The 14,390-nt window shown below is 68.8% G+C and carries 14 protein-coding genes; 1 reads left to right on the forward strand and 13 read right to left on the reverse strand.

The annotated features are described in order from the left end of the window. Nucleotides 1-38: 38 nt before the first annotated feature. From KXC42_RS11805 to KXC42_RS11865, 13 genes are all read right to left on the reverse strand, one after another. A complete protein-coding gene (locus KXC42_RS11805; protein ID WP_219130379.1) occupies nt 39-1,865 on the reverse strand; it encodes an Hsp70 family protein in 1,827 nt (608 codons plus the stop codon). Between the two features lie 103 nt (nt 1,866-1,968). Next, nucleotides 1,969-2,286, reverse strand: a complete 318-nt coding sequence (grpE, locus tag KXC42_RS11810) for a nucleotide exchange factor GrpE (protein ID WP_033098152.1) — start codon at nt 2,284-2,286, stop codon at nt 1,969-1,971. 40 nt (nt 2,287-2,326) lie between these two features. Beyond that, nucleotides 2,327-3,082, reverse strand: a complete 756-nt coding sequence (locus KXC42_RS11815; protein WP_016692262.1) for a hypothetical protein — start codon at nt 3,080-3,082, stop codon at nt 2,327-2,329. A 220-nt stretch (nt 3,083-3,302) separates the two neighbouring features. Next, a complete protein-coding gene (locus KXC42_RS11820; RefSeq protein ID WP_229568139.1) occupies nt 3,303-4,211 on the reverse strand; it encodes an energy-coupling factor ABC transporter permease in 909 nt (302 codons plus the stop codon). A gap of 13 nt (nt 4,212-4,224) precedes the next feature. After that, entirely contained in the window at nt 4,225-4,965 is a 741-nt protein-coding gene (locus tag KXC42_RS11825) for an urease accessory protein UreD (RefSeq protein ID WP_033098154.1), read from the reverse strand. A 2-nt stretch (nt 4,966-4,967) separates the two neighbouring features. Next, complete coding sequence (gene ureG / locus KXC42_RS11830; RefSeq protein ID WP_219130380.1) at nt 4,968-5,726, reverse strand: urease accessory protein UreG; 759 nt, start codon at nt 5,724-5,726, stop codon at nt 4,968-4,970. Next, nucleotides 5,719-6,414, reverse strand: a complete 696-nt coding sequence (locus KXC42_RS11835) for an urease accessory protein UreF (RefSeq protein WP_219130381.1) — start codon at nt 6,412-6,414, stop codon at nt 5,719-5,721. Before KXC42_RS11835 ends, ureG begins: the two co-directional genes overlap by 8 nt. Then, nucleotides 6,414-8,114 carry an urease subunit alpha gene (locus KXC42_RS11840; protein ID WP_033098157.1) on the reverse strand — a complete coding sequence of 567 codons (1,701 nt, stop codon included), beginning with the start codon at nt 8,112-8,114 and terminating at the stop codon, nt 6,414-6,416. Before KXC42_RS11840 ends, KXC42_RS11835 begins: the two co-directional genes overlap by 1 nt. Before the next feature lie 4 nt (nt 8,115-8,118). Next, nucleotides 8,119-8,448: an urease subunit beta gene (gene ureB / locus KXC42_RS11845; protein WP_024100932.1), complete on the reverse strand. Its 330-nt coding sequence runs from the start codon at nt 8,446-8,448 to the stop codon at nt 8,119-8,121. 12 nt (nt 8,449-8,460) lie between these two features. Next, nucleotides 8,461-8,763 (reverse strand): urease subunit gamma, encoded by a 303-nt coding sequence (locus KXC42_RS11850; protein ID WP_006552043.1) that lies wholly within the window; start codon nt 8,761-8,763, stop codon nt 8,461-8,463. Between the two features lie 253 nt (nt 8,764-9,016). Next, on the reverse strand, nt 9,017-10,192 hold the full coding sequence (locus tag KXC42_RS11855; RefSeq protein ID WP_219130382.1) for a CaiB/BaiF CoA-transferase family protein: 1,176 nt from the start codon (nt 10,190-10,192) through the stop codon (nt 9,017-9,019). Further along, nucleotides 10,189-11,910, reverse strand: a complete 1,722-nt coding sequence (locus KXC42_RS11860) for an acyl-CoA dehydrogenase family protein (protein ID WP_219130383.1) — start codon at nt 11,908-11,910, stop codon at nt 10,189-10,191. The genes KXC42_RS11855 and KXC42_RS11860 overlap by 4 nt, the downstream gene beginning before the upstream one ends. A 15-nt stretch (nt 11,911-11,925) precedes the next feature. After that, complete coding sequence (locus KXC42_RS11865) at nt 11,926-13,245, reverse strand: MFS transporter (protein ID WP_257606175.1); 1,320 nt, start codon at nt 13,243-13,245, stop codon at nt 11,926-11,928. Between the two features lie 183 nt (nt 13,246-13,428). On the opposite strand from KXC42_RS11865, the gene KXC42_RS11870 reads away from it, so the two are divergent. Continuing rightward, complete coding sequence (locus tag KXC42_RS11870) at nt 13,429-14,307, forward strand: LysR family transcriptional regulator (RefSeq protein WP_219130384.1); 879 nt, start codon at nt 13,429-13,431, stop codon at nt 14,305-14,307. Nucleotides 14,308-14,390: the final 83 nt, after the last annotated feature.

Genomic DNA, 14,390 nt, shown 5'->3' on the forward strand with positions numbered 1-14,390 from the left:
AGGACTCCTGAAGAGGAAGGTATGGGAGGTAAGGCAGGTCAGGCGTTCCAACCGAGTTCGGCGAGCAGTGCTTCGCCGCGCTCCGTCGTCGTCGAGAACTGCGCGACGAGTCCGGTGGACTTGTCGATGACGGTGAAGTACGAGTTGCCGCCCGGTGGGTGGTCGTAGTCGGCGATACGCGTGCCGTCCGCCGAGACGATCCTGGTGTTGTCGTTCTTGGCGTCACGGAGCCGGATGAAGTTCGAGCGTGCGTACTGATCGTCCCGGTACGCCGACACGGATTCGTAGTCGGTGGGCTCCATGCCCAGCGCCTTCCCGAGGTTGGAATTGGGGCTGATCTGGCACCGCACCTGCATGGCACCTTCCGAGGAGAAGCCGGACTTCTCGCACGAACTCGACCCGGTGAGCAACTTGGTCGGCAGCAGTTCGACCACCTCGTCGGTGCTCTCGCTGCGATAGACCGAATCCGATGTCGCCGGGGGCGGTGCTCCGGTGTCCGACCTGTCCTCGGCCACAGCGGGGGCGGCTGCGGCGCCGGCCGCCGCTCCGTCGTCCGCGTCCCCACGGGTGAGTCCGAAGACCGCCCCGGCGGCGACGAGCACCGCCAGCACGGCGGCCCCGGCGATGAGCAGGGGCCGAGACGGCCGTGACCGCTCCACGTCGCGCGTCGGTGCCGGGTTCGGTTGCGCCGCCGGGGTACCCGGACGGGGAACGCCGGGTCGGGGTGCTGCGGGGCGGGGAGTGTCCGGTCGCAGCACCTCGGTGTCGAGGTCGGCGGCGGGTTCGGTGGTGCGTCCGCCGGCGACGAACCCGGCCGCGCCCTTGGCCACGACGGTCTTCGGGTCGTCGAGGGTGGCGATGGATCCGAGTTCGGACAGCCGCCGATGCACGTACGGGATCCGGGAGGAGCCGCCGGTCAGATACAGCGCCTGCAGACTCGACCGGCCCACCCCGGCATCGCGCAGCACCTGGGCGGCGAGCTGCACGCCACGGGTGATCTGCGGTTCGATGAGCTGCTCGAACTCGTCGCGGGTGATGGTGAAGGTCAGATCCGCGCCGTTGCCGGTGACCCGGATCGTCGCCGAGGGATGCTCGGAGAGCAGTTCCTTGGCGCGGCGGATCTGATCGTCGAGGGTGCGACGGGCGTCGAGCCCGTCCGGGGTGCGCAACCACGCCGCCAGATCCGGATCGTCGTCACGCAGGCGTTCGTCGACCCAGCGGGCGACGGTGGCGTCGAGGTTCTTGCCGCCGAGGGTGTTGTCGCCGCCGGCCCGGATGACCTCGAAGGTCCATTCGCTCGTCGCGGTGAGCACGGCGATGTCGAGGGTGCCGCCGCCGAAGTCGAACACCGCGATCGTCGAGCCCTTGACGATCTTCGCGTCGTGCTGGCGCGAGTAGTAGAACGCCGCGGCGCGGGGTTCGGAGATCAGCGAGACGCTGCCGCCGAGTCCGGCCAGGGATGCGGCGTGGCGCAGCACGTCGAGTTCGCGCTGAGACCAGGCCTCGGGGTGGGTGAGCACGACCTCCGCCGGCGGATGGTTGTTGTGCCGGGGTAGCGCCTGGTTGTAGACGGTGCGCAGGACCGAGGCGATGGTGTGGGCGACGGGGACGTCCTGGCCGCGGACCATCACCGACCCGACGGCCACGTGGGTCTTGGGGTAGGCGACGAAGCCGGCCGGGTCCACGGTGGCCTGGTTGATGGCCACGTCGCCGGTGGTGATCGCCCCGGTGTGGTCGACGTACACCGAGGACGGCATGAGGTTGGAGGTGTGGGTCAGCGGCAGTGATTCGACCCGGTCCGGCCCGATCCGGTGCGCCGCCGACGTGTTGGACGTGCCGAAATCGACCGCCAGAACCCAGCTCATCTCGATCGTGCCTTTCGAATGCGAACCCACAAAACCTGCATGGACGGTGCGATGACCGCCGCGGACTTTATAGCGGCGAACGGTCGTCGCCCGGTGGCGGGTGTCACGACGCCCCCGGACTGGGGTACTGCGCCGGCGGAACCTGCACCCGCACCTCGACGTACCGCAGGATCTGCCCCTCGTGACACCAGCCGGGCCGGATCATTGCGGCGACCAGGTTCTCGTCCGCCGGTGCCGCTGCCGGCGTCACCGCCACCGCACGGTGACGGCTCGGATCGAATCGCGTACCGGGCTCGACGGCCAGACGTTCGACCCCCAGATCGGCGAGTCGTGCGGTCGCGGCGGCGCGCTCGGGCCCGTCCGCCGCGACATCCGCCGCCGCGATCAGTTCGTCGATCCGCTCACGGATCTGCGGTGACATCACCTGCTTGCCCTTCGTCTCGGATCGGTCGGAGTGGGTCTCAGACCAGATCGGAACCGGCGTCGGTCGACTCGGAACCGTTGTCGAAGGCCGAGACGTCGACGTAGTCGTCGGCGATGCCGTCGCCGTCGTAGTCCACCGCACCGGAGTGCAGGTCCACCACCACGTCGACCTCGCCGTCGCCGTCCTCGTCGAAGACGGCCAGATCGAGGCGGCCGTCACCGTCGAGATCACCGGCGACGGCGTCGATGTAACCGTCACCGTCGCGGTCGAACTCGATCAGGTCGGCGTTGCCGTCGCCGTCGGAGTCGCTGATCTGCGCGTCGGTCCTGCCGTCGCCGTCGTAGTCCACCAGCGACAGGTCGACCTGTCCGTCGCCGTCCACGTCGACGTCGGCGACGCGGGTGCCGTCACCGAGGGTGTACTCGTCGAGCACGACCGGCTCGGTGGAGGCCGATCCGGAGGTCACGCTCGAGGTGGACTCGGCGTTCTCCGCGGCGGCGCGGTCGGAGGCCGAGGAGGCCGATCCGGCGGAGCTCGACGCACCCGAGTTGCTCGCCGATCCGTAGGACGAGTCCGAGCTCGAGGAGCCGGAGCTGTCGTACCGCTCGTAACGCTCGTAGGACTCGTAGCTCGTCGATCCCGACTGGTCGGACGACGAGGAGCCGTAGGACGAGTTGCCGTCGTAGGAGGACTGCGAGCCGTACGACGAGTCCGCACGGTCGCTGGCGGTGGACTGCGATGCGGCGCGGTCGGCGTTCGAGGAGCTGCTGCCGGGGAAGGAGTTGGTAGCCATGGTGGGTGCCTCTTTCGGTGTCTCGGTGACTGACACAGGTAAGAGAGACCGGGAGGCGGAAAGGTTCCCGCCGAATCGAAAAAATTTCCGAGATTCCTGATCGGCGGTGAAAACGCCAGGTCACGGAGCTGCAACGGTCGGTGATCGTATCGGTTGCGAAACGCCGAACGGTGCGGCCGCATCAGCGACCGCACCGCTCGAAGGGGCTTCGAGAGGACCGTTACGCGCTCTGACGGACCGGCGTGTGACGACCCATCGCGGTGAGGGCGGCGCCGATCACCGCGGTGGCGGCGAGCCCGGCCAGTGCCGCGAGGAATTCGGTGCCACTGAGCGTGCCGTAGTCGGCGAGGCCGGGAAGACCGGCGAAGGCGGCGTCACCGACCGGCAGCGAATAGGCACCGACGATGTGCTCGAGACCGTCCGGACTACCGGACGCGCCGAGAGCCAGCGCACAGGCGCTGACCACGCCCAGACCGCCGATCGCGGCGAGACCACGTCGGACGGCAACAGGAGTGACGGAGGACCGTGCGTCCCACGCGGCGACGCCGGGCGCGAACGCCATCACGGCGCTCAGCACGGCAGCGGTGATGAGGGCTTCACCGAGGCCGATGGTCAGGTGGACCGCAGTCAGATCGCCGATGAACGCTGCTGCGGCGCCGGTTCCGGCGGTCGCCGAGTACGCGACGCCGAGAACTGCGGCACTCACCGGCACGGACAGACCGGCGCCGACGGCGGCGGTGGTCCGCGTCAGCTTCCCGAGGCCGAGTCGCTCGGCGCCGGTACGGACACCGGCGGTGACGAGGACGGGCAGCACCGCCATCAGCAGCACGTTCACCCCGAGGGCGTTGATCCCGCCGTCCCCGAACAGCAATGCCTGCACACCGACGACGGCGGTCATCGCGAGAAGCGCGAGCCGGGGCCCGAGAAGCGCGGTCGCGAGAGCGCCGCCGATGAGATGGCCGCTGATGCCGCCGGCAATGGGGTAGTTGACCATCTGAGCGCCGAAGATCATCGCTGCGGTCGTTCCGGCGAGAAGGGTGTCCCGGCTCGTGATGCGCGGCCGCCCGGCGGTGGCGGCGAGGACGACCGCACCGGTGGCGATCGCCGCGGCGGGCGCGGTGGCGCTCATGGGGAGGAAATGGTCAGGGACGTGCATGGGTGAGACTCCCTTCGAGGGTGGACGGGTGAACGTGTGCGGAGCGCCAGGAGCGCCAGGAGCGCCAGGTCGACTCGAGTGGCGAGGAGTGGGTATCGGCACCGAGGAACCGCAGCAGGCTGCCGGGCCCTTCGAGCTGGACGACGCCGTCGCCCTCGGCGCGTCGCCCGTAGGTCGCGATGACGTCGTGCACCCGCGCGGAACCGAGGATCCCGGGCTCGGGGAACGCGCCGTGCGCGTACAACTCCTCGACGAAGAGGGGACGACGATCGAGAGTGACCGAGGTACGGCTGCGGATCGCGCCCCCGGTTTCTCCGTGGCGTCCGAGGACGAGGGTCTCCCGCATGCTCGCGGCGGCATCGGAGGCGAGTTCGATCCGGGTGTCGCGGTGCACGCGGGCGCCGGTGGCGATCACGAACGGGTAGGTGTCCCAGACGAGAGTGCCGCCCTCGGCGACGGTGATCCGCACGTCCCACCGGGACAACCGGTTGTCGGCGTCGTAGGCGACGGTGCCACCGATGTCCTGCAGTTCGAGCGTGCACCCGGCGTCGACGTGGACGTCGACGGTCACCGAGTCACCACCGAGCAACAGCGCGCCGGCGGCGACGAGGGCGACACGCGCGTGGTCCGGACCGACCTCGACCGTGCGGGGGACGAGCATGCCCGCCCGCAGGGCCAGGCGTGCCCGGTCCGGTGCGCGGTCGATACGGATCGTGGTGCGGGACATGATCAGTCGTGCGTGTGTGCGACGGCGTGATCGTGGCTGTGACCGTGACCGTGCCCATGGCCGTGATCGTGGTCGTCGTCCTCGTCGGCGTGGAAGTGCGGAGCCATCGGACCGGGATCGACAGGGGTGTGCGACCCGGCGCGGTGGGCCGCCAGCATCTCGCGCACCCAGTCACCGAGCGCCTGCACGGATGCGGCGTCGGTCCGGGACAGCGCCAGCACCGGTCCGCCTTCGCGGGCCTTCTCGGCGTCGGCGACCATCTGCGGCACGTCGACACCCACATAGGGGGACAGATCGGTCTTGTTCACCACGAGCAGGTCGGCGCGGCTGATGCCCGGACCGCCCTTGCGGGCGACGTCGCCACCACCGGCGACATCGAGCACGAAGATCTGCGCGTCGACGAGCGCGGGGGAGAAGGTCGCGGTGAGGTTGTCGCCGCCGCTCTCCACCAGGACGACGTCGAGCGGCGCGAAGTCGCGTTCGAGATCCTCGACGGCCAGCAGGTTCATGGTCACGTCGTCGCGGATCGCGGTGTGCGGGCACGCACCGGTCTCCACCGCGCGGATGCGCTCGGGGTCGAGCACGCCCGCCGAGCGGAGGAAACGGGCGTCCTCGTCGGTGTAGATGTCGTTGGTGATCACGCCGAGCTGCAGCTCGGACGCGAGGGTGCGGCAGATGGTCGCGATCAGCGAGCTCTTGCCCGTGCCGACGGGACCGGCGACGCCGAGACGGAGCGAACGGGTGGTGGTGTGTTCAGGCACGGAACAGCCTTTCTGGAGCGGATGCGTGGGCTTCGGCCCACAATTCGGTCTGGGGACCACCGGTGGCCGGGATGTCCGCCGGATCGGTGAGAGCGGACAGCTCGGCGATGAGCGGTTCGAGATGAGCGCAGGCCTCGAGCGCCCATCGCGAACCGGTGGCCGGGTCGGTGGGGTGCAGTTTGAGGAAGGCCGCGACGATCGCCTGCGCCTCCTCGTACAACACCAGTCGGGTGGTGTCGATCGCCGGGATGCGCGCGAGCGCCGCGATGGCCCCGACGACCAGTCCCCGCGACGGTCGCGGGGTCCGGGCGTCGAGGTCGTCGAGAACGGTGGAGGGCCACAGGTTCCGGGCCAGGCGGAGGTAACCGCGGGCCAGCAACCGGGACGCGTCGCGCTGGGCCGGACCCGGAGTGCGCGCCGCCCAGTGGTCCTCGATCTCGTCGATCCGGAGCGTCAGGGCGGTTCCGGCATCGGAGTCCACCGCGTGCCGGGTCACCACGGCGACACCGGCCTCGACCGCCGCCGAGGTGCGCAACCGCGCGACGAGGAAGCGACGCACCTCGGTCGGCGACATCCCACCCTGGAGCGCCGGTTCGAGCCCGCCCGAGTTGACGTTCCCGCCGACCGGCGCGCGCCCGTCTGCGAGGAGGAGCAGCACTGTGGTGGGGGACAGAGTGTCGGGCAACATCAGAACATCGAATACAGCTGCGCGAGCGGCAGTTCGGTGGCCGGCGCCGGAACGACCCGCTCGCCGTCGATGTCGATGTCGAAGGTGTCGGGACGGATCTCGATGCGCGGCAACACGTCGTTCTGCTTCATGTCGGCCTTGCCGATGTGCCGGGTCGGCCGCAGTGGTAACAGTCTGCGGCGCAACCCGAGTCGTTCTTCCAGACCGTCGTCGAGGGCGGCGGGGGAGACGAACGACACCGATGTGTGCGGGGCGAGCGCATCGCCGAACGCCGGTCGCTGCAGCACCGGCTGTGGCGTGGGAATCGAGGCGTTGGGGTCGCCGAGCGCGGCCCAGGCGATCGATCCGCCCTTGATGACCAGCGACGGCCGGATAGCGAAGAACTTCGGATCCCACAGCACCAGATCGGCCATCTTGTCGACCTCGATCGAACCGAGCTCGTGGTCGACACCATGCGCGATCGCGGGGTTGATCGTGTACTTCGCGATGTAGCGGCGGGCCCGTTCGTTGTCGGCGGGCATGCTGCCGTCGAGCGCCCCGCGCCGATTCTTCATCACGTGCGCGACCTGCCAGGTGCGGGTGACGACCTCACCGATGCGACCCATCGCCTGGGCGTCGGACGAGGTGATCGACAGCGCGCCCATGTCGTGCAGGATGTCCTCGGCCGCGATGGTCGTGGCCCGGATCCGGGACTCGGCGAACGCGAGGTCCTCCGGGACGGCGGGGTTGAGGTGATGGCAGACCATCAGCATGTCGAGGTGCTCGTCGACGGTGTTGATCGTGTGCGGCAAGGTCGGGTTGGTCGAGCCCGGGATGATGTGCGGCAATCCGGCGATGCTCAGGATGTCCGGGGCGTGCCCACCACCGGCGCCTTCGACGTGGAAGGCGTGGATCGAGCGGCCACCGATCGCGGCCAAGGTGCTCTCCACGAAGCCCGCCTCGTTGAGCGAGTCCGAATGCAGCGCGACCTGCAGTCCGTGCTCGTCGGCCGCGCGCAACGCCGCATCGATCGCGGCCGGTGTGGAGCCCCAGTCCTCGTGCACCTTGTACCCGGCGGCACCGGAGAGGGCCTGCTCGCGCAGCCCCTCAGCGGAGACGGTGTTGCCCTTGCCGAGCAACAGCACGTTCACCGGCAGCACGTCGAGCGCGCGGTGCATCTGCATCAGATGCCACGGACCCGGCGTGACGGTGGTGGCCTTCGATCCCTCGGACGGGCCGGTTCCGCCGCCGGCGATGGTGGTGATGCCGGTGGCGAGCGCCTCGACGATCTGCGACGGCGACAGCAGGTGCACGTGCGAGTCGAAGGCGCCCGCGGTAAGGATGCGACCTTCACCGGAGATGACGTCGGTGGACGGGCCGATCTGAAGCTTCGGGTGCACGCCGTCGGCGATGTCCGGGTTCCCGGCGCGGCCGAGGGCGACGATGCGACCGTCGCGGATGCCCACGTCGGCGCGCACGATGCCCCACCAGTCCAGCACGATCACGTTCGTGATGACGGTGTCGGGAGCACCCTCGGCCCAGGTCGTCACACCTTGGGCCATCGATTCGCGGATGGACTTGCCGCCACCGAAGACGGCTTCCTCACCACCGAAGGTGCGGTCCTCCTCGATCTGGATCCACAGGTCGGTGTCACCCAGACGTACCTGGTCGCCCACCGTCGGTCCGTACAGTGCCGCGTACTCGGCGCGTGTGATCTCCACGTTCTCAGTCCTCCTGCTTCCGCACCTGGATGCCGGGTACGACGCGTCGCCCGCGCAGGGCGACGGCGTCCAGTTCGCGGCTGCTGCCGGGTTCGAATCGCTGCGAGGTCCCCGACGGGATGTCCAGGCGGAAGCCCTGCGCGCGTTCGCGGTCGAATTCGAGGGCCGCGTTCGCGTCCGGCAGGTGGATGTGCGATCCGATCTGGATGGGACGGTCACCGGTGTTGAGGAAGACAAGGGTGATGCGCTCGTCGTCGGAGCGATCCGCGTTGAGAGTGAGGGAGCCCTCGGCGACGCGAATCGCTCCGGGTCCCGAAGTCGGTCCGGATGCCATGTCGGGCTCCTTTCAGGAAATCGGGTGGTGGATCGTGACGAGCTTGCGTCCGTCCGGGAAAGTGGCCTCGACCTGCACGTCGGTCAACATCTCGGCGACACCGCCCATGACCTCGTCGCGGGCGAGGACCTCGCGGCCCTTCACCATGAGGTCGGCGACATCGGCGCCTTCGCGTGCCCGTTCGATCACCCAGGTGGACAACAGGGCAACGGCTTCGGGATAGTTCAGTCGGACGCCGCGGTCCCGCCGGTCGCGCGCCACCATGCCGGCGACGGCCAGAAGGAGTTTCTCGGTGTCGGCGGGAGTCAGCTGCATGTATCGTTCTTTCGTGCGAGTCGGCGGTCGTGCAATCGATGCCGATCATGCGCGGCTCTTGTTTCGCGGACGTTACCCCCGCGTATCGCGGAGAAATCCGGACGCGTCGACCTCAGAAGTGCTGCCGCACTGAGTGAACGCGACAACCCCCGGACCGAGATGTCTCCGCTCCGGTTCGGGTCCGAACAGCGCTGCGGCCGTCTCCGATCGATCGGAAACGGCCGCAGGTCAGCGACATTCGAGACGTTCGTCGCTAGGACGGAACGGAGACCTCCTGATATCCCGTAAGGATCTCGTCGGTGTGTTCCCCGTGCAGCGGTGGCGCCGACCGCAGCGGCGGTCGTACCCCTCCGAAATTGACCGGGAAAGCGATCTGTTCGAGAGGCCCGGACGCATGGTCGACGGTGCCGACCATGCCGATCGCGGCGGTGTGCGGATCGCTGTAGATCTCGTCGAGATGCCGGATGGGGGAGACCGGCACGCCGTGGTCTTCCAGGATGCGGCACCAGTGCTGCACCGTCCCGGTCGCGAACGCCGCGGTGAGGACCTCGTCGAGTTCGCTGCGATGCTCGATGCGATCACGATTGCGGAGGAACCGCACATCGGTCGCAAGTTCCGGTCTTTCCAGTGCCGTGCACAGCTTCTCCCACAATCCGTCGTTCCCGACCGCGATGACGAAATAACCGTCGTTCGCCGGATACGCCTGGTAGGGCGCGAGATTGGGGTGCGCGGAGCCCAGGGCGTGCGGGCGCTCCCGGGTGGCGAAGTAGTTCGTGGCCCAGTTGACGTGCATCGCCAGCTGGCATTCGAGCAACGACGTGGTGACGTACTGGCCGCGACCGGTGCGAGCGCGTTCGACCAGCGCGGCGAGCACCCCGATGACCCCGAACAGGGCCGCACCGAGATCGCCCATCGCGTAGCCGGCCTTCATCGGCGCGCCGTTCGGTTCCCCGGTCAGCGACATCAGACCGCCTGCGGCCTGGGCGACCATGTCGTAACCGGGCTGGTCGGCCAGCGGGCCCTCGTCACCGAAGGCCGAGATGTGCAGCACGATCAGGTGCGGATACTGCTCGGACAGGGCGCGGTAGTCGAAGATCTTCTGCAGACCGCTGCCCGGCTTGAAGTTCTCGACCACGACGTCGGCGTCGGCGAGCATCCGGTGCACGATCCGCTGCCCTTCCTCGGACTTGAGGTCGATGGTCACCGACTTCTTGCCGCGGTTGACCGCGAGGTAATAGGTGGCGTCGTCGCCGACGAAGGGCGGCCCCCACACCCGGGTGGGGTCGCCACCGTCGGGGTGCTCGACCTTGGTGACATCGGCGCCGAGGTCGGCGAACGACATGGTCGCGTACGGTCCGGCGAGGATTTTCGACAGGTCGAGGACCTTGACGCCGGCGAGCGGGGCGGGGCCGGTGGGATTCGTGCTCATGAGCGGGCTCCTGTCAGTGCAGTCGGTGCCGCATCGGCGGCGGCCGCGGCGGCCGCGACGGACGGGTCGACGTCGGTGCCGTCGGTGATCGCGGCGAGGTGGTCGAGAGCGACGGCATTCGGCTCACCGGCCAGGCCGTCCAGGTAGGCGTGGGCGACGAGCAGCGACCGGTGGCCGAGACCGCGCTCGATGCGGTGCGACGCCAAGTCCACGAGCAGGGTCGCCATCACCGTCCGTGCGAGATCGTCGGTGTAGATCGCGCAGCGGGTCTGCGCGTGCGTGTCGTCGCCGGCGAGCAGGTCCTCGCCGCGCGCCTCGAGTGCATTCCAGCGTTCCCGCAGTGCCGCGACCGCCGGGGCGCATTCCGGATGCGCCGCGTCGAGCAGGGTGCGCTGCGCGTCGGCGAGGACCCGGTGCGCGCCGCTCTTGCGCATGGACCGCAGTACGTCGAGCGCGATGACGTTGCTCGAACCCTCCCAGATCGATCCGAGAAGCGAGTCGCGGACGAGGCGGGCGAACACGCGGTCCTCGATATAGCCGCTGCCACCCCGGATCTCCATCGCCTCACCGGTGACGGTGCGGGCACGTTTGCAGATGTAGTGCTTGGCGACGGGCGTAAGGATCCGGACGACACCGCGGGCCTGCTCGTCGTCCTTGTCGGCACGGTCGAGGGTCGCACCGCTGTAGGCGACGAGTGCGAGCGCGGCCTCGGCGTCGAGCAGCAGCGGCAGCAGGGTGGCGCGCATGAGCGGTTGATCGAACAGGGACCTCCCGAAGACCTCCCGTTCCCTCGTGTGAGCGACGGCGTCGCGCACGGCACGCCGGATCAGGGCGCTCGAGCGCATCGCGTTCGACAGGCGGGAGGTGTTGAGCATCTCCGTCATCTGCCGGAATCCACGGTCGAGGTCGCCGACCTGCAGCGCGTACGCGCTGTGCAGGGTGATCTCACCACTGGGCATCGATCGCGTGCCGAGCTTGTCCTTGAGCCGGTCGATCGTGTACGAGTTCCGGCTGCCGTCGGGAAGTTGCTTGGGCAGCATGAACATTCCCACCCCGCGGGTCGAGTTCTCGTCGCCGCCGGGGAACCGGGCCAGGGTGATCACGACGTCGGCGTCCGGGTTGGAGGCGAACCACTTTCGACCGGTCAATCTCCATGCGGTGCCGTCGAATTCGGCGCAGGTCTCGGTCTTCGCGATGTCCGTTCCGGCCTGGGTCTCGGTCATGAACATCGCCCCGGTCAGGGCGGTGGCCGGATCGGTGGAAGTCAGGCCGTCGATCCACGGACCGAACACCTCGGGGTCGCCGAACATCCGCAGGGTGCGCGCGGCGGCATCGGTCATCGACACCGGGCAGGCGAGGCCGAACTCGGCCTGCACGAACAGATACGACGCCAGGTACTTGACGAGATGCGGGGGTGTGTCCGTCCAACCGTGGATCGGGCGGTGCGACAGTGCCGAGAGGCCGTACTCGCTGTAGGCGGCGCGGCACAGTTCGAGATAGGCGGGGTGGTACTCGATGCGGTCGATCCGTTCGCCGTCGGGGTCGTACTGGTGCAGCACCGGCGGATGGGCGTTCGCGATGGCCGCGAGCGCGTCGAGACGGTTGGCGGCGTCGGCACCCAGACGATCGAGGAGACGGTCGGTGAGCGGCCGGTCGGCGTCGGAGATCCAGCGGTCGAGTACCGCATGCAGGGCCGGGTCGGTATGGGCGTAGTTCATCGTCGTCCGTTCGTGTCAGGAGGCGTCGGCCGTCGTCCGGGCGGGTGCGGAGCGTGGTTTGTCGGGCTCGGTGGTGGTCGGTGAGCGTTTGAGCAGGGCGGTCATGCAGACCAGGGAGAGCAGCACGTACCCGATCCCGAGGCCGACGACCGGCCATATCGAGTCGGTGCGGTTGAGAAGGAACTGGCTCGCCATCGGTGCGGTGCCGGCGAAGATCGCCGTCGAGATCTGGTACGACAACGAGATGCCGGTGTAGCGCACGTGGGTGGGGAAGACCTGCGCGAGGATGCCGGCCAGCGCCGAGTAATACATCGCGTGCGGCGCGGTGGCGAGCACCATGCCGATGATCGCCCAGGTGAGCGAGCCGGTGCGGATCAGCACGAACATCAGTGGCAGGACGACGAGTTCGGGTCCGAGCATCCACAGCACCGCCCGTCGCGCGTCGATCCTGGTGGCGAGAACCGCCCCGAAGGGTTGGACGAGCACCTGCGCGACCAGCGCGAGGGTGATCACGAGCAGAAAGTCCGATCGGGTTAACCCGAGATCGGTGGTGGCCCAGGCGAGGGCGAAGGTCGTCTTGACGTAGGTGATCGCGACACCCGCCACCACGGCACCGACACCGAGGAGCAGCGACGCCGGATGGGAGCGCAGGACCTCGACGAGCGGCAGTTTCGTGCGTTCCTGGGCGGCCGCGGCGACGCGCATCTCGGGCGTCTCCTGGATCCGCACGCGGATGTAGAGGGCGACGATCACCAGCGCGGCGGACGCCAGGAACGGAATACGCCAGCCCCAGTTCTCGAAGGTCGCGTCGGACATCGCGGTGAGACCGAGAAAGGCAAGGGTGGCGAGGAGATTGCCCACCGGCGAACCCTGCTGCGCGAACGCGCCGTAGAGAACTTTCTTGCCGGGTGGGGCGAATTCGGTGGCGATGAGGACCGCTCCGCCCCATTCGCCGCCCATCGCGATGCCCTGCAGCACTCGAAGAAGGACGAGAAGGACGGGTGCCCAGATCCCGATCCGGTCGTAGGTGGGCAGCAGGCCGACGCCGACGGTGCCGAGGCCCATGAGGGCGAGGGTGATGATGACGGCGTTCTTGCGTCCGAAGCGGTCGCCGAAGTGGCCGAAGACGATGCCGCCGAGGGGGCGGGCGATGAACCCCACGGCGAAGGTCGCGAAGGCCGCAAGTGTGCCGACCGCGGGGGAGGCGTCGGGGAAGAACAATGCCCCGAGAACGAGTGCCGAGGCCGTGCCGTAGATGTAGAAGTCGAACCATTCGATGGTGGTGCCGACGAAGGCGGTCACACCGGCGCGGCGCGCTGCCCGGGTGTCGTGCATCGGACGTGGCGGCGGGGTCGCGGTGTGCTCTGGAGAAGTATTCACGCTGCACTTCCGAGGGCGTCGAGCGGACTCGGTCCGCGGATGAATGAGTCGTGGATCACTATCACCGGCGCAACCGTGTAAAGTCCAAGACCTAATCGAGCACGATTGTGTAGATCAAACGATAAAATGGAGGTCGGCATGGAACTTCGGCAACTGCAGGCCTTTCTGGCGGTGGCCGAGGAGTTGCACTTCGGACGCGCAGCGGAGCGACTGCACATCGCCCAGTCGCCGCTCAGTCAGACGATCCGTGCGCTCGAACGCGAACTCGGCGCCGAGCTGTTCGCCCGCACGACCCGCTCGGTGCAACTCACCGCGGCCGGTGAATCGCTGCTCGGACCCGCACGCGTGATCGCCGCCCAGATCGAGATCGCCCGGACCGTCGTGCGGTCGACGGCCTCGGGTGTCACCGGGGTGGTGAGTGTCGGGTTCGGCGGCGCGAGCGGGTACACGGTGATCTCGCAGCTGACCCGGCTGCTCGAGGAGCGTTGTCCCGGCATCGAGCTGGATCTGCGTCCGCAGACCTACACGGGGGAAGTGCTCGATCTGGTCTCGCAGGGACTGCTCGACATGGGGATCGTCGGCCTCCCGGTGCCCCGGGACGTCGCCACCGAGACGGTGCGGCACGAATCGCTCATGGTCGCGCTGCCGGCCGACCATCGGCTGGCAGCGCGGGAGGAACTCGATGCCGCCGATCTGACCGGCGAGCGGTTCGTCGTGTATCCCGCCGCCCACGGGTCGAGCGTGCGGGAGATGACCTTCACGGTGTGTCACTCCGCCGGATTCACCCCGGTGATCGCCCGGGAGGCGCCGGATCCCTACAGCCTGCTGGCCCTCGTCGGAGCCGGGGTGGGGGTAGCGGTCGTCGTCGCGTCGACCACCGACATCACCGTGACGGGCGTGCGATACGTCCCGCTGCGGAACAGTCCGGTGCTGCCGATCGCGCTCGCGTGGCGCCGCGACAACCCGGCACCGGCGGTCCGGCGGGTGGTGGATGTGCTGCGCGCCCATGTGAACTGACCGCTGCCGCGCCCTGGTATCTGCCCTGCGGGTAGTGCGGGCGTGCCAAGGTGGAAGGCACCCTCGAAGGGCCCGACGCTCGA

Source organism: Rhodococcus sp. LW-XY12, assembly GCF_019317345.1.
In the GTDB taxonomy this organism is placed as follows: Bacteria; Actinomycetota; Actinomycetes; order Mycobacteriales; family Mycobacteriaceae; genus Rhodococcus; species Rhodococcus pyridinivorans.